14 protein-coding genes are annotated in these 14196 nt (G+C 60.9%); 9 read left to right on the top strand and 5 right to left on the bottom strand.

What is annotated here, in order from left to right; all coding sequences use genetic code 11:
• The first annotated feature begins 1 nt into the window (after nucleotide 1).
• From SJY32_RS02670 to SJY32_RS02710, 9 genes are all read left to right on the top strand, one after another.
• A complete protein-coding gene (locus SJY32_RS02670) occupies nucleotides 2-763 on the top strand; it encodes a thiazole synthase (RefSeq protein ID WP_376871285.1) in 762 nt (253 codons plus the stop codon).
• A complete protein-coding gene (locus tag SJY32_RS02675; protein WP_376871287.1) occupies nucleotides 760-1371 on the top strand; it encodes a thiamine phosphate synthase in 612 nt (203 codons plus the stop codon). Before SJY32_RS02670 ends, SJY32_RS02675 begins: the two co-directional genes overlap by 4 nt.
• Nucleotides 1368-2381 carry a HesA/MoeB/ThiF family protein gene (locus SJY32_RS02680; protein WP_376871289.1) on the top strand — a complete coding sequence of 338 codons (1014 nt, stop codon included), beginning with the start codon at nucleotides 1368-1370 and terminating at the stop codon, nucleotides 2379-2381. Before SJY32_RS02675 ends, SJY32_RS02680 begins: the two co-directional genes overlap by 4 nt.
• Complete coding sequence (locus tag SJY32_RS02685; protein ID WP_376871291.1) at nucleotides 2378-3163, top strand: hydroxymethylpyrimidine/phosphomethylpyrimidine kinase; 786 nt, start codon at nucleotides 2378-2380, stop codon at nucleotides 3161-3163. The genes SJY32_RS02680 and SJY32_RS02685 overlap by 4 nt, the downstream gene beginning before the upstream one ends.
• A gap of 176 nt (nucleotides 3164-3339) precedes the next feature.
• A complete protein-coding gene (locus SJY32_RS02690; RefSeq protein ID WP_376871293.1) occupies nucleotides 3340-3996 on the top strand; it encodes a GntR family transcriptional regulator in 657 nt (218 codons plus the stop codon).
• A 19-nt stretch (nucleotides 3997-4015) separates the two neighbouring features.
• Nucleotides 4016-5062, top strand: a complete 1047-nt coding sequence (locus tag SJY32_RS02695) for an aldose epimerase family protein (protein WP_376871295.1) — start codon at nucleotides 4016-4018, stop codon at nucleotides 5060-5062.
• Nucleotides 5063-5205: 143 nt separating this feature from the next.
• Nucleotides 5206-6696, top strand: a complete 1491-nt coding sequence (locus tag SJY32_RS02700) for a SulP family inorganic anion transporter (protein WP_376871297.1) — start codon at nucleotides 5206-5208, stop codon at nucleotides 6694-6696.
• 10 nt (nucleotides 6697-6706) lie between these two features.
• Nucleotides 6707-7564 (top strand): universal stress protein, encoded by an 858-nt coding sequence (locus tag SJY32_RS02705; RefSeq protein ID WP_376871299.1) that lies wholly within the window; start codon nucleotides 6707-6709, stop codon nucleotides 7562-7564.
• A gap of 176 nt (nucleotides 7565-7740) precedes the next feature.
• Entirely contained in the window at nucleotides 7741-8622 is an 882-nt protein-coding gene (locus SJY32_RS02710; protein WP_376871302.1) for a hypothetical protein, read from the top strand.
• 106 nt (nucleotides 8623-8728) lie between these two features.
• On the opposite strand, the gene SJY32_RS02715 is transcribed toward SJY32_RS02710, so the two are convergent.
• The 5 genes from SJY32_RS02715 to SJY32_RS02735 form a co-directional block, all read right to left on the bottom strand.
• Nucleotides 8729-9226, bottom strand: coding sequence for a GNAT family N-acetyltransferase (locus SJY32_RS02715; protein WP_376871305.1), 498 nt, complete (start codon nucleotides 9224-9226; stop codon nucleotides 8729-8731).
• Nucleotides 9227-9437: 211 nt separating this feature from the next.
• Entirely contained in the window at nucleotides 9438-10520 is a 1083-nt protein-coding gene (locus tag SJY32_RS02720; protein ID WP_376871307.1) for a BMP family ABC transporter substrate-binding protein, read from the bottom strand.
• A gap of 95 nt (nucleotides 10521-10615) precedes the next feature.
• A complete protein-coding gene (locus tag SJY32_RS02725) occupies nucleotides 10616-11545 on the bottom strand; it encodes an ABC transporter permease (protein WP_376871310.1) in 930 nt (309 codons plus the stop codon).
• Entirely contained in the window at nucleotides 11545-12615 is a 1071-nt protein-coding gene (locus tag SJY32_RS02730) for an ABC transporter permease (RefSeq protein ID WP_376871313.1), read from the bottom strand. The genes SJY32_RS02725 and SJY32_RS02730 overlap by 1 nt, the downstream gene beginning before the upstream one ends.
• Nucleotides 12612-14156, bottom strand: coding sequence for an ABC transporter ATP-binding protein (locus SJY32_RS02735; protein ID WP_376877533.1), 1545 nt, complete (start codon nucleotides 14154-14156; stop codon nucleotides 12612-12614). Before SJY32_RS02735 ends, SJY32_RS02730 begins: the two co-directional genes overlap by 4 nt.
• Between the last annotated feature and the right edge of the window lie 40 nt (nucleotides 14157-14196).

A 14196-nucleotide genomic window follows, 5' to 3' on the forward strand; every position in this document is an offset into this window, starting at 1 on the left:
GATGTTTTACGGCACAGAACTGACATCGCGCTTGATGCTCGGAACAGCGCAATATCCCTCGCCCGCCATCTTGCGCGCGGCGATTGTGGCCTCGGGGACGGAGGTCATCACGGTTTCCCTGCGCCGCGAAGGGGCCGAGGGGGAGGCGTTCCGCGCGCTCCTGCGCGAGAGCGGCGCGCGGGTCTTGCCCAATACGGCCGGATGTCACAGCGCGCGTGAAGCAATCACCACAGCCCTCATGGCGCGCGAGCTATTCGGGACGGATTGGATCAAACTTGAAGTCATCGGCCACGCCGACACGTTGCAACCTGATCCCTTCGGATTGGTCGAGGCCGCAACGGAGTTATGCGCGCAAGGGTTCAAAGTGTTCCCCTACACAACGGAAGATTTGATCGTGGGGGAGCGCCTGATCGCGGCGGGATGCCAAGTCCTCATGCCGTGGGGGGCGCCGATCGGATCTGGGCAGGGTTTGCGCAATATCGACGGGCTGCGCCGGATGCGGGCGCATTTTGACGGGGTTCCATTGATTATCGATGCCGGTATCGGCGCGCCCTCGCAAGCCGTCCACGCGATGGAGCTCGGCTTTGACGGAGTTCTTCTCAACACGGCGGTCGCCAAGGCGGCGGACCCTGTCGCCATGGCGCGCGCTTTTGGCGAGGCCGTTGCGGCTGGGCGGCGGGGGGTCGAGGCCGGTTTGATGCCCGCCCGCGATATGGCCCGCGCATCGACGCCGATCTTTGGCTTGGCGGAGTTGGCGCTATGAGCTTTTCGCGATTTTATTTGATCACGGGCGATGCAGATCTGCTCGAGAGGCTCGTGCCTTTGGGGGTGGAGCTCGTGCAATTGCGGGCGAAGGGTCTCAGCCGCGCTGCATTGCGCGCGGAGGCGCTGCGGGCGCAGGCGTGTTGCGCGGCGCATGGGGCGCAGCTGGTGCTCAACGATGATTGGGAACTGGCGCTGGAATTGGGCATCGACTTCGTCCATCTGGGGCAAGAGGATCTGGCGGGTGCGGATATCGATGCGTTGCGGCGCGCGGGGGTGCGGTTTGGCCTTTCCACGCATGATGAGGCGGAACTCGCGCGCGCGATGAGCTTCGAGCCCGCCTATATCGCGCTTGGCCCGATCTATCCGACCTTGCTCAAACAGATGCCTTGGGCGCCCCAAGGGCTTGATCGGATCACCGATTGGAAGGCGCGGATCGGGTCCACGCCTCTGGTCGCTATTGGCGGGCTTACGCCTGAGCGGGCGGCGGGGGTTTGGGGCGCTGGCGCGCAAAGCTGCGCCGTGGTCACCGATATCGTACAGGCGCAAAGTCCCGAAGCACGGTGCAAGACATGGCTCGATACCGCCGCGCAGGAGCCTGCGCGATGAGCCGCTACGCGCGCCAGATCAGCCTGCCCGAAATCGGCGTCTCGGGGCAGGAGCGCCTCGCGCGCGCGCGTGTTCTGGTCATCGGGGCGGGGGGGCTCGCGGCGGGTCTCCTGCCCGCGCTGATCGGGGCGGGGGTCGGGGCGGTAGAGGTGATGGATCACGACGAGGTGGAACTCTCCAACCTGCACCGACAAACTCTGTTTCGTGCGGAGGATATCGGGCAGCCCAAGGCGCTTTGTGCCGTGAAAAATCTGCGCGGCTTGAATGAGGAATGCCGCCTGACGGCGCATGTTGCGCGGATGGATCCTGCCCGTGCGCGGCAGATGATCGAAGCACCCCGCGCGCGATTTGATGTCGTGATCGACGCTGCCGATAGTGCCGCGCTGACCTATGCGGTATCAGATGTCTGCGCGCGCGCGGGTGTTCCCCTGATCAGCGCTTCGGTTCTCGGGCGGCAGGGGATGGTCGGCGGTTTTTGCGGCGCGCCCATGAGTGCCGCGCCCGATTACCGCTCGGTGTTTCCTGATCTTCCCATGCGCATGCAAACTTGCGCGCAGGCGGGGGTGATGGGGCCTGCGGTCGTCGTGATGGGGGCGTTGCAGGCGCAGATGACGCTCTCGGTGTTGCTCGACCACACGCCCAGCCCGTTGGGACAGATGATGTCGGTGGATCTTGCAACATGGCGTGTTTCATCATTTCGCTTTGACGGGGACGGGGACGGGGGCGGTGCGCTGGGCGGAGGCGGGCAAGCCGCTGATGCGCCCGAAATCATCGCGCTGTCCGAGATTACCCCCGAGGATATCGTGATTGAGCTTCGAGGGCAGCAAGAAGCGCCCGCCCCCGCGCATCCGGCCGCAATGCGGATCTTGCCCGACGATCTCGCGCAGTTCACTCCGTCGCATAAAGGCCGCATTGTGCTTATCTGCGCGAGCGGGTTGCGCGCGTGGCACGGGGCGCGTGCGCTTCAGTCGCGGTTTGACAATACCACAGCGATCGTCGCTGCCGGATGAGCATTTCCGTCGCGCCTGTTTTGCTGATCGGCGGATTGGATAGCAGCGGCGGCGCGGGGCTAATCCGAGATGCGGCGGCGGTGAGTGCTATGGGCGGCCAAGCACGCTTTGTCGCGACAGCACTCACCGCACAAAGCGATTCCGGCGTCGGGTGGGTCGCGCAGACAGCGCCGGAGGGGGTGAGGGCGCAATTTTGCGCCGCAACCCAAGGCGCCGCGATCGGTGCGATCAAGATCGGGATGTTGGGGGATGCGCAGGGCGTGAGCGGTGTCGCACAGGCAGTGCGCAACCTGCCCGATCCGCCGCGCGTGCTTGATCCGGTGATCCGCGCGAGTTCGGGGGGCATGTTGCTCTCGCCGGCGGGGCTGCGCGCTCTTAAAAACGATCTTTTGCCGCAACTGGATCTGATAACGCCCAACCTTCACGAGCTTGCGGCCCTTGGGGATCTTTACGGCCTTTCGACGCAGGACCCGGCTGCGATTGCCCGCGCACTGATGGCGAACGGGCCCGGGGCAGTCTTGGCGAAAGGGGGGCACGGGGAAGCCGTGGACGGGATGATCTGCGACGTCTTATATCTGCGCGACGGCGGCGTGATCCGCTTTCCCACGCGCCGCTTTGCCTTCGAGATGCGCGGCACGGGATGCTTCCTCGCGAGCGCGATTGCGGCTTCCTTGGCGCGCAGGATGGGTGCGGATGGTGATCCCGCGCATGCGATTGTTACGGCAATTTCCGAGGCGAAGGCCGCGCTGACACTGGAATTCGAGAGACGGGCCGCCAAATGACGCAAGGCGCGGTTTGAAGGCGCCCAAGGATATTTTATCGATATTTATCCAATAGATTACAATTTATCACTATTCCCCCCATCTCACCCACTTGCGATCTGGGCTTTTGCCGCGAATAGTAACTGTATACAAGAAACTTGCAGTTGTTCAGTTAACCGTCGGGCGCAGGTAGATTTATGGAACAAAGACGTGCGGATAAAATCGCGGAGCAGCTTGAGGAGTTGATCTTCAACGGCACCTTCGCGGACGGTGACCGCCTCGACGAGGTAAGCTTGGCTGAGCAATTCGGCGTCTCGCGCACCCCCCTGCGCGAGGCGTTGCACCGCTTGGCGCTCTCGGGCTTGGCGGAACTTGTTCCCCGTCGCGGGGCCTTCGTGCGTCAGCCGGGGCCAGTCGATTTGATGGAGATGTTTGAAGTCATGGCTGAACTGGAGGCGGTCTGCGGGCGGCTCGCGGCCAAACGTATCTCGGAGGAGGCATTGGCGGAGCTGCGGTCTGCCAATCACCGATGCCAAGAGGCCGTTGCGATGCAAAATGTCGACGGCTATTATTCGGAAAACGAACAGTTCCACCAAATTATCTACCGACAGTCCGGAAATGGTTTTCTCGAGCAAGAGGCGGCGAAACTTCACAAGCGCCTCAAGCCTTTCCGGCGCCAGCAACTCCGTCTGCGTGGGCGCATGACGCAATCTATGGCCGAGCACGAAAAGATTGTATCGGCATTGGAGGCGGGCGATCCGGAAGCGGCGGCGAAGGCGCTGCGTGATCATGTGGCGGTGCAAGGCGAGAAATTTCATGCCTTGATGGCGAGTTTAAAGCGCGCGGGGCAGTAAGCTTCGCAAGGAGATCACGATGTTAGCTAGCGACCCGGCCGCACAATCGCGGTTGCCCCGGCCTGAAATTGCACAGGTGCGCCCGATCGGCCATCTGCCGTGCGGGACGGAGGTGCACGCGATCTCGTTGGTGTCAGGCCGTTTCGCCGCGCAGATTATGACATACGGCGGCACGTTGCAGGGCTTTTGGGTTGGCGCGCAGAATATTGTTTTGGGCTATGCCACGCTTGATGCCTATCTCGGTGATCAGACGGCCTATCTGGGCGCGACGATCGGGCGTCTGGGCAATCGCATCCGCGACGGGCGGTTCACGCTTCATGGCGTCGCCTATCAGATTGGTGTGCCCCAAGATCAAGGCTTGCACGGCGGGCCGCAAGGCTTCGACAAGCGGATTTGGTCGATTTCACAGGTGACCGAGACGGCTGTGACGCTCTCGTTGGTGAGTGCAGACGGCGATCAAGGGTTCCCGGCACGCGTCGCGGCGGAGGTGACTTACGCGCTCACGGCGGAGGGTCTGGAAATGACCCACCGCGCCGTGAGCGACGCGCCGACACCGGTCTCGATGACAAACCATGCCTATCTTAATCTCGGCGGTGCCGTTGCCGATCATGTCTTGCAGCTTAACGCGGCGCAATATCTCTTGCCCGATGCGCAGGGTATCCCCGTCGGTGCGCCGCGCCCTGTCGAAGGGACGGCCTTTGATTTCCGCACCCCAAAGCGGATCGGCGAAGTATTGGACGGCGTTGACCCGCAGATCGAGGCCCGCGGGGGCTTTGATCATGCTTTGTGTCTCGACGGCGAAGGGATGCGCGAAGTTGGCGGTTTGAGCCTGCCTGGTGGGGTGTCGCTCACGCTGTGGACGGATCAGCCGGTCACAATGTTCTACACGGGCAACGGGCTGGGCGCAGGGACCTCGAAAGCGGAGGCGCCCTTGCGCGCGCGCGCGGGGCTTTGCCTCGAGCCGCAGGCCTATGTCGATGCGATAAACCGGCCCGATTTTCCCTTTAATCTGACGACGCCTGACCATCCGCACCTGAGCCGCATCGCGTGGCACTTCGGGCATTAACGGCCTGCGCCTTCACATCGCCGTGTGTTTCGTGTAGTGGCTTGGTGTCGCCGCTGCGCCTGTGTCATTCGTAACCAGCCGAGCAGTGGCCCCGAATGACACCCCTAGACAGGCCGGCCAAGCTGTCGGCAAGCGGAGATCCCATGTTTTCTCTTGATGCTTACCGCGCCGAATGGTTCGGCAATATCCGTGCAGATTTGCTCTCGGGACTGGTTGTGGCGCTTGCGCTCATCCCCGAGGCCATCGCGTTTTCAATCATCGCGGGGGTCGATCCGAAGGTCGGTCTCTACGCGTCCTTCTCGATTGCGGTGCTGACCGCAATCTTCGGGGGGCGTCCGGGTATGATCTCCGCCGCGACGGCCGCGACGGCTGTCTTAATGGTGACGTTGGTGAAAGATCACGGACTGCAATATTTGCTCGCGGCGACAGTGTTTGCGGGTGTCTTGCAAATGCTGATGGGGGTCGCGAAGCTCGGATTTGTGATGCGCTACGTGTCTCGGTCGGTGATGACCGGCTTTGTGAATGCGTTGGCAATATTAATTTTTCTCGCGCAGATACCCGAGATTGATCCGGCCAAAGTACCGTTTCTGACCTTCCCCATGGTCGCGGGCGGGCTGGCGATCATCTACCTGTTCCCGCGCCTTACCAAGGCGATCCCGTCGCCGCTGGTGACGATTGTGGTGCTCACGGGCCTGTCGCTGTTGCTGAACCTCGATGTGCGCACGGTTTCGGATATGGGCGCGCTGCCAGATACGCTTCCGGTGTTCTTGTTGCCGGATGTGCCTTTCACCTTCGAGACGCTGCAGATCATCTTCCCGTATTCCTTGGCCGTGGCGGTCGTGGGGCTTTTGGAAAGCTTGATGACGCAAACGCTTGTCGATGATCTGACCGATACAACGACGAACCGTAATCAAGAATGCATCGGCCAAGGCATCGCCAATTTCTGCACAGGATTTATCGGCGGCATGGCAGGGTGCGCGATGATCGGGCAATCGATGATCAACGTAAAATCGGGTGGCCGCGGCCGTCTCTCTGCCTTCTTCGCGGGGGTGATGTTGCTGATCTTCTGCGTTGTTTTGGGCGATTGGGTCGGGCTGATCCCAATGGCGGCGCTGGTCGCGATCATGATTATGGTATCCATCGGCACGTTCTCGTGGTCGTCGCTCAAGGATCTGCGGACGCATCCGCGTTCGTCCTCGGTGGTAATGCTGGCCACGGTCGGGTTTGTGGTGGTGACACATAACCTCGCGATCGGCGTGCTGGTTGGCGTCTTGCTCTCGGGGATCTTCTTCGCCGCGAAAATCGCACAGCTCTTTGCCGTGCGCTCCGAACTCTCCGCCGACGGGCGTTCGCGCACCTATATTGTTGAGGGGCAATTGTTCTTCGGCTCGTCCGAGCAGTTCATGAAATCCTTTGATTTCCGCGAGGCCCTTGATCGGGTCGTGATCGACGTCAGCCGCGCGCATATCTGGGATATTTCGTCCGTAGCGGCGCTGGATATGGCGGTTCTGAAGTTCCGCCGGGACGGGGCCGAGGTTGAAATCAAGGGGATGAACGAGGCATCGGAGACGATCGTCGATAAGTTGGCGATCCACGATAAGCCCGGCGCGCTCGATCAACTGAACAGCCACTGAGGAGATGGGTATGTCCAAAATCATCGCTTTCATCGATGGATCTGTTTATTCGAAATCTGTGTGCGAGCACGCCGCATGGATCGCGCAGCGCAGTCAATTAAGCGTCGGCTTGCTGCATGTCTTGGGCCCGCGCGAGGCGTCCGAGGGGGCGGATCTTTCGGGCGCGATCAGCCTTGGCGCGCGTTCGGCGCTGATGGAGCAACTCGCTTCCTTGGATGCGGAGCGTTCCAAGTTGATGGGGCAGCGCGGGCGCGCGATTTTGGAGGATGCGTCGGCAATTTTGCGCGAGGCGGGTCTGACCGATGTTTCGACACAGCTGCGCCACGGCGATTTCGCCCAAACCGTCACCGAGCAAGAGGCTGACGCGGCGATGGTGTTGATCGGTAAACGTGGTGAAGGCAGCACGATGGAGGCGGAATACTCGCGGATCGGTCTGCATCTGGAGCGTATCTTGCGCGCGGCGACCAAGCCTGTCCTGATTGCGTCGCGGGCGTTCAAACCGATCACGAAAGTGCTTGTTGCATGGGATGGTCACGCGTCGATCACCCGCGCGGTTGAGATCATGTCTCAGGATCCCCTGTTCGCAGGGCTTGACGTGCGACTGGTGTCGGTTGGCGCGCCCACTGAGGCGGGCGCACGCTCCTTGGACAGTGCACGCGCGCGCTTGGCAGCGGTAGGTATGAGCGTCGAGGCCAAAACAGTTGAGGGCGAACCCGCGCAGGTGATTTCTGCGATGGCAGAGTCGGAGGGCTTTGGCATGGTCGTGATGGGCAGTTACGGCCATTCGCGTCTGCGGTCGCTCGTGTTGGGGTCGACCGCAACCGACCTGATCGCGCGGTGCAAAGTGCCTTTATTTGTCGTGCGATAACGCGCAGACGTCATGCAACAGGGGAACATCGGGCCGCGCGTCCGGTGTTTTTCGTTTGCGCCCTGCCTTCGGCGTTTGGCAGCGGGGCATTTTGCAGTCTGGCGTTTGTGATCGCGGAGGGCTTGCTCTCGCGCGAATGCGATGGCTAGGGTTGGTGAGTAATCAAAGGGTGATGCATGGTTGAGACTTGGCAGTTGGTGCTGATCGCGTGGGGCGATAAATATCCGGTCGCGGAGATCAATCTGATCGCGCAACAGGTTCGCGCGCAGGCGGCAATTGCGCCGAGGGTCATTTTGCTCACCGATCGTGATCGGCCGGGGCTGGACGCGGATATCGCGACCACGCGCTTCCCCGACTTTTGGTTGCGGCCTGAGTTTTGCACGGGCGGCTGCCAAGCCAAGCTCGCGATGTTTGAAAAGGGCGTATTGCCTGAGGATTTGCCTGCGCTCTACATTGATCTCGATACGATGGTCATGGGCGATATGCGCGCGGTGCTGGAGGCGCTGTCTGATCCGCAGGCTGTGGCGATCTTGCAATCGGCCGTGCTGCCCTTTGGTGGCTTCGCACGCTGGCTTAAGCGTGTGACGAAAGGCAAACGCTACGCGCGGGGCAATAGTTCGATTGTCGCGTTCCATCCCGCGCAGTGCCACTATATCGCCGCCGAGTTCAAACGGCTCGAGGCGGAGCATGGCATTGCGGGCTTTAAACCATTGCGGGCGGATGAGCGGTTTATCTCATGGATCGCGCAGGATCACATGCAAGCCGTGTCGAACAAAATCGCGGTGAAGTTCCCGACCGAATTCATGTGGCCGTGGCGCTGGATGGCGTTCGGGCTGCAAGCCCTGCCTTGGGTTGCGGCGCGTAGGGCGGGCTTGCTGGCGGTGACATTCCCCGGCTTGGAGGTGAAGTTCAACGAGCTGCTCGCGCTAACCGACGGGGCGGAGGTGGTGGACCGCAAAGGCCGCCGCCTGATCTGGTCCCGCCGCGCGCTGGGCCCGCTCAAAGACCGGATTGTTGCGTATTGGGGCAGGGTCGCGGAAGACAGCGCGGCAGGGTAACATGAACCGCCGCGATGCCTGCCATCAAGCGGTGGTCACACATCGCGGCGCCGAGTTCTGATGTCCGGAGTGCGGGACGATTCAGGCCTTGGTTTTCACGTGTCTACTAGTAAAAAGAGTACCGATAGACGTTATTCAGATAGCCCTTGTCATCAATACAAAAGTTGGTCTCACCAACGTGTTCGAAGCCCTGCGCAAGATAGAAAGCAATCGCAGGATCATTCTCTGCGTTCGTCGTCAACCAGACTGATTTCACACACGTTTCACGGCAGTGCTCGAGCGCAGCATACAAGAGGCGTTTGCCTATCCCTTTCCCGTGGTGTCTTGGTTGGACATAAAACGTGGATATTTGCACATCCGAGCAATAACTTACGGGAGCTGGGCTCTTGGCTGACACTCGAATGAAGCCGTCAATACCTTCCTCATTCTGAGAGACCAAAATGAACTGATTGGGGGCATCGATGAGGCTTCTAATTTTATGAACGGTGAACTCTTCTAAAGCATAATCCGCTAAGAATGCGGTGACGCCTTTTTTGAGGTATGTGCCCACCCATACCTCAATAGAAATCGCCGCGATGCTTGATGCATCTGAGTGGTTTGCCATGCGAAGTGCCATACCCAACGAATGACATCTTATCTGCGGCAGCGAAAGCGATTTCATATTGTAGGTGTGGGCTCAAACCAACCCTTCGCCGCCCTGTTCGTGAACGTCGCCGCATCGCGAAGCGCGCGATCCTCGCGTCAGCAAGCGAGAAAAATCCGCCCGCCAGATTGCTCCGGCGGGCGTTTGTTTGCGTCACGCTAGAAGCCGCTGCTTACTTCGGCAGCTCAGCCGTCAGGCCTTCAACGTAGAACATCATACCCGCCAGATCGCCGTCATTGGCGGTCTCGCCTTCAGCAAGCCAAGCCGAACCGTCTTGCTTGTTGAGCGGGCCCGTGAACGGGTGATAGGCGCCCGAGGAGATATCCTCTTTGAGCTTGAGCGCCTCTGCTTTAACCTCTGCGGGCACAGCGTCGGTGATCTCGCCGATGCCGACCATGCCTGTGTCGATCCCGCCCCAAGTCGATTTCTCGGCCCAAGTGCCATCCATGACGGCCTGCACGCGCTCGATGTAGTAAGGTGCCCAGTCGTCGATCGTGGATGTGACGCGCGGCATTGGCGCGTATTCGATCATGTCGGAGGCTTGGCCGAAGGTGATCACATTGCCCGCTTCTTTCGCGACGGCCTGCGGCGCGGTGGAATCGGTGTGTTGCATCACGACGTCGCAGCCTTGCTCGATCAAAGCCTTGGCCGCATCAGCTTCCTTGGCCGGATCAACCCAAGTGTAAACCCAGACGACCGAGAATTCGACATCAGGGTTGACCTTTTTCGCGTGGATATAGGCCGAGTTGATGCCGCGGATAACTTCCGGAATCGGCACGGATGCGATGTAGCCGATCTTGTTGGTTTTGGTCATCCGGCCCGCGATGGTGCCCTGAATCGCGCGGCCTTCATAGAAGCGCGCGGCGTAGTTCGACACGTTCGGCGCCGATTTGAAGCCGGTCGCGTGTTCGAATTTCACATCCGGGAATTTCGCGGCGACATTGATCGTCGGGTCCATGTAACCGAACGAGGTCGTAAAGATGAGCTGGTTACCAGCCAGTGCAAGACCGGTGATCGCACGCTCCGCATCCGCGCCTTCCGGCACGTTTTCGAGATAGGTGGTTTCTACCTTATCGCCGAAATGCTCGACCATCATCTTGCGGCCATGATCATGCCCTTGGGTCCAGCCGCCGTCATTCACGGGGCCGACATAGACGAAACCGACTTTGGTCACGTCTTGCGCGAGGGCAGGGACACCTGCTGCGGCAACAACGGCGGTTGCGGCAGAGGTTTGGAGGAAGGATCTGCGGTTCATAGGAACTCCCTTGGTGATGCGGGCAACATGCCCTTCTTAATTGGCCCCAGCAGAGGCATACGATCAAGCCTCAACGTGAGGCCTGTGATCCGGCCTCAGGTTGAGGCGTGGAAAACCTTACCCAAATCGGCAGGCGCGGCCTGAACGCCGCGTTTGTGCAGCGCGGAGATCAACACCAAAACAACGATCGTCGTGACATAGGGGGCCATCGACAAAAGATGCACCGGAATGGGGTAATTCGCGGCTTGGAGTTGCAGTTGCAACGCACCAACTCCGCCAAACAGATAGGCGCCAAACAAAACGCGCTCGGGGCGCCAGCTTGCGAAGACGACGACCGCCAGAGCGATCCAGCCGACGCCCGCCGTCATGCCTTCGGTCCATTGCGGTACACGGATCAGGCTGAGGTAGGCGCCGCCAAGCCCTGCGAATGCGCCACCAAACATCAAGGCAAGCACACGGACGCGCACCACCGGATAGCCCAATGCATGCGCGGCCTCGTGGCTTTCCCCGACTGCGCGTAAAATCAAGCCTGCCCGAGTGCGGTTAAGGACAAACCAAACCACCGCAACCATGATTAAAGACAGATAGAGCATCGCATCATGCGAAAATACGATGCGTCCGAGAACCGGCAGATCTGACAGGAACCCAAAATCCAGCTTCGGTGTTGGGGGAGGGCGCACGCCTTGCAGGCTTTGCCCCAGCAGCGCCGAAAGGCCGAGACCGAATAGCGTCAGCGCGAGGCCTGTCGCCGTTTGGTTGGATAAGAGGACTTGCGTCAGGAAGGCGAAAATCATCGCCATCAGGGCCCCCGCAACCGCCGCCATCGCAAAGCCAGCGAGTGGTGAGCCTGTGGCCACAGCGGCCCAAAATCCCGCAACGGCCCCCACGATCATCATGCCTTCAACGCCAAGGTTCAGAACGCCGGATTTCTCCGCGACCAACTCGCCCGTTGCCGCCAGCAACACCGGCGTCGATGCGACCATGAGCGTGGCGATCAGCGCAACAATATCAATCCCGCCGAGCATTAGCGCGCCCTCCCGATCCGGTGATGCACCATCACATCAAACCCCAACAAAAAGAACAAAAGCATCCCTTGGAACACCTGAATCGCGGCGGCAGGCATCTGCAAAGTGAGCTGCGCGAGATCTCCACCGATGTATGTCAGCGCCATTAATAGCCCCGCGGCGACGATCCCGACGGGATGCAGGCGGCCAAGGAAGGCCACGATGATCGCAGTAAACCCGTACCCGACCGAGAAGCTATCAGTGATTTGCCCGACCGGCCCTGACAGCTCAAACACACCCGCGAGACCCGCCAGAGCGCCTGAGAGGCCAAGACATAACGACACCAGCCGCGCAGGCACGACGCCCGCGAACCGTGCCGCTTTGGGGGCGGCGCCGGCAACGCGGATTTTGAACCCGAGCAAATGCCGGTGCATCAAAACATACACGCCCGTGACCGAAGCCAGCGCCGCAATGACGCCCCAATGAATGCCGGTTCCGGCGATCAATTCGGGGTTTGCGGCGGAGGGATATTGCGCGAGGTTACGAGATCCGGGGAACCCGTAGCCCTCAGGGTTTTTGAGCGGCCCGTAGGACATGAAAAACAGCAGGTTTATCGCCACATAAACCAGCATCAGCGACACGAGAATCTCGCTCGTGCCAAAGCGGTTTTTGAGGACGGCGGGGATCATGCCCCACAAATAGCCGCCCGCTGCGCCCGCAATCACCATCGCAGGGAAGATGAGAGGGCTCTCGGCAGGGTAGGCCGCAAGACCGACCGCGCCACCGCACAGTGCCCCGATGATGAACTGTCCTTCCGCGCCGATATTCCACACACCTGCGCGGAACCCCACAGAAAGACCCGCCGCGATCAGGATCAACGGCCCTGCCTTTACAAGAAGCTGGCCGCGGTAATACCCGCCCATTTGCCCGAATATCGGATCCCAGAAGATCGTGCGGATCGCCTCGAACGGGTCTTTGCCCATCGCGCCAAACAATGCGCCGCCCGCGATCATCGTCGCCATGACCGCCAAGACAGGAGTCAGATAAACCAAAGTTTTTGAGGGCGCACTGCGCCGGATCAGGCGGATCATTGCGACGCCTCCGTTGGGATAAGGCTGGCGGCATCCCTCTCGGGCTCGTGCATTCCGTGCGCGCCGCCCAGCATCAAGCCAATCTCGTCGATCGATAGTCCGAACGTCGACCGTGGTTGCGTCAGGCGCCCGTCATTGAGTGCGGCGAACCGGTCGGCTACTTCCAAAAGCTCGTCGAGATCCTGACTGATCACAATCACCCCTGCACCCGTCGCGGCAAGATCCATCAACGCTTGCCGGATCGCGGCGGCTGCGCTGGCGTCAACGCCCCATGTCGGCTGGTTCACGATCAAAACGCGTGGAGCTTGCAAAATCTCGCGCCCGATGACGAATTTCTGCAAGTTTCCACCCGAAAGTGCGCGGGCTGCGGCCTCCGGCCCGGGGGTGCGGACATCGAATTTCGCAATCACGTCGCGCGCAAAAGCCGTCGCGCTGTTAAAATTGATAAATCCGCGACGCGCGAGCGATTTACGCGTCGTTCCGGTTAGAATCGCGTTTTCTGTCAGAGACATGTCAGGCACTGCGGCATGGCCCAGCCGTTCTTCCGGCGCGGAGAGAATACCAATCTGGCGGCGCGCCTCGGGGCCAAGCTGCGAGACATCTGTCCCGCCGATCTGGATGCTCCCCTTCGCGCTGACGCGTTCGCCTGCGAGGGCTGCGAGCAGTTCCTCCTGACCGTTCCCCGCCACGCCGCCAATGCCGAGAATTTCGCCGGCGTTCAGCCGAAAATCGATGTCGCGCAGCGCCGGACCGAAGGCCGATGCGGGCGGTAGGCAAAGCCCCGTCACCGTCAGTAAAGTATCGCCTTGGTGACGTTCAGCGCGGCGCGTCTGATGCAACGCGGCCCCGACCATCAGTTCCGCCATCTCGCGCGCGGAGCGGGCTTTGGGGTCGCATGTGCCGACAACTTTGCCGCCCCGCAGGATGGTTGCGCTTTCGCACAGGCTGCGGATTTCCTCCAGCTTGTGCGAGATATAGAGAATGGCCGTGCCCTCCCGCGATAATTGGCGGAGCGTGGCGAACAAGATATCGACTTCTTGCGGCGTGAGAACCGATGTCGGTTCGTCCATGATGAGCAATTTAGGGTCTTGCAGCAAGCAGCGGATGATCTCGACGCGCTGGCGTTCGCCGGCAGACAAATCGCCCACGATGCGGTCAGGAGACAGGGGGAGGCCGTAGGCCTTGCTGACTTCGGTGATCTTCGCGGCAAGGCTGCGCATCGCTGGCGGATTTTCCATCCCGAGCGCCACGTTTTCCGCGACGGTCATCGCCTCGAACAGCGAAAAATGTTGGAAGACCATCGCAACGCCCGCAGCGCGTGCGGCGCGCGGCTCGTCAGGGGTGTAGGGCGTGCCCGACATTTGCATCGTGCCCGAATCCGCGCGCACCAACCCGTAGATCGTTTTCACAAGCGTCGATTTTCCCGCGCCATTCTCACCCAGCAGCGCGTGGATTTCGCCCGCGCGCACACCAAAGCTGATCGCGTCATTTGCCCGCACACCCGGATAGGATTTCGTGAGCCCGTCGACAGCAAGCAGCATGGGCGCTTGTGCGGCGGTAGCGGTGGCCCCTTGGGGATCT

Origin of the sequence: Albirhodobacter sp. R86504 (assembly GCF_042466415.1) — a bacterium.
Lineage (GTDB): Bacteria > Pseudomonadota > Alphaproteobacteria > Rhodobacterales > Rhodobacteraceae > Albirhodobacter.

Bases quoted from the DNA above. Each gene is read 5' to 3' on its own strand.
- SJY32_RS02705 (WP_376871299.1), top strand. From the start codon at position 6,707: ATGTCCAAAATCATCGCTTTCATCGATGGATCTGTTTATTCGAAATCT.
- SJY32_RS02735 (WP_376877533.1), bottom strand. From the start codon at position 14,156: ATGCTGCTTGCTGTCGACGGGCTCACGAAATCCTATCCGGGTGTGCGG.
- SJY32_RS02730 (WP_376871313.1), bottom strand. From the start codon at position 12,615: ATGATCCGCCTGATCCGGCGCAGTGCGCCCTCAAAAACTTTGGTTTAT.
- SJY32_RS02700 (WP_376871297.1), top strand. From the start codon at position 5,206: ATGTTTTCTCTTGATGCTTACCGCGCCGAATGGTTCGGCAATATCCGT.
- SJY32_RS02670 (WP_376871285.1), top strand. From the start codon at position 2: ATGTTTTACGGCACAGAACTGACATCGCGCTTGATGCTCGGAACAGCG.
- SJY32_RS02715 (WP_376871305.1), bottom strand. From the start codon at position 9,226: ATGGCAAACCACTCAGATGCATCAAGCATCGCGGCGATTTCTATTGAG.
- SJY32_RS02675 (WP_376871287.1), top strand. From the start codon at position 760: ATGAGCTTTTCGCGATTTTATTTGATCACGGGCGATGCAGATCTGCTC.
- SJY32_RS02725 (WP_376871310.1), bottom strand. From the start codon at position 11,545: ATGCTCGGCGGGATTGATATTGTTGCGCTGATCGCCACGCTCATGGTC.
- SJY32_RS02690 (WP_376871293.1), top strand. From the start codon at position 3,340: ATGGAACAAAGACGTGCGGATAAAATCGCGGAGCAGCTTGAGGAGTTG.
- SJY32_RS02680 (WP_376871289.1), top strand. From the start codon at position 1,368: ATGAGCCGCTACGCGCGCCAGATCAGCCTGCCCGAAATCGGCGTCTCG.
- SJY32_RS02710 (WP_376871302.1), top strand. From the start codon at position 7,741: ATGGTTGAGACTTGGCAGTTGGTGCTGATCGCGTGGGGCGATAAATAT.
- SJY32_RS02685 (WP_376871291.1), top strand. From the start codon at position 2,378: ATGAGCATTTCCGTCGCGCCTGTTTTGCTGATCGGCGGATTGGATAGC.
- SJY32_RS02695 (WP_376871295.1), top strand. From the start codon at position 4,016: ATGTTAGCTAGCGACCCGGCCGCACAATCGCGGTTGCCCCGGCCTGAA.
- SJY32_RS02720 (WP_376871307.1), bottom strand. From the start codon at position 10,520: ATGAACCGCAGATCCTTCCTCCAAACCTCTGCCGCAACCGCCGTTGTT.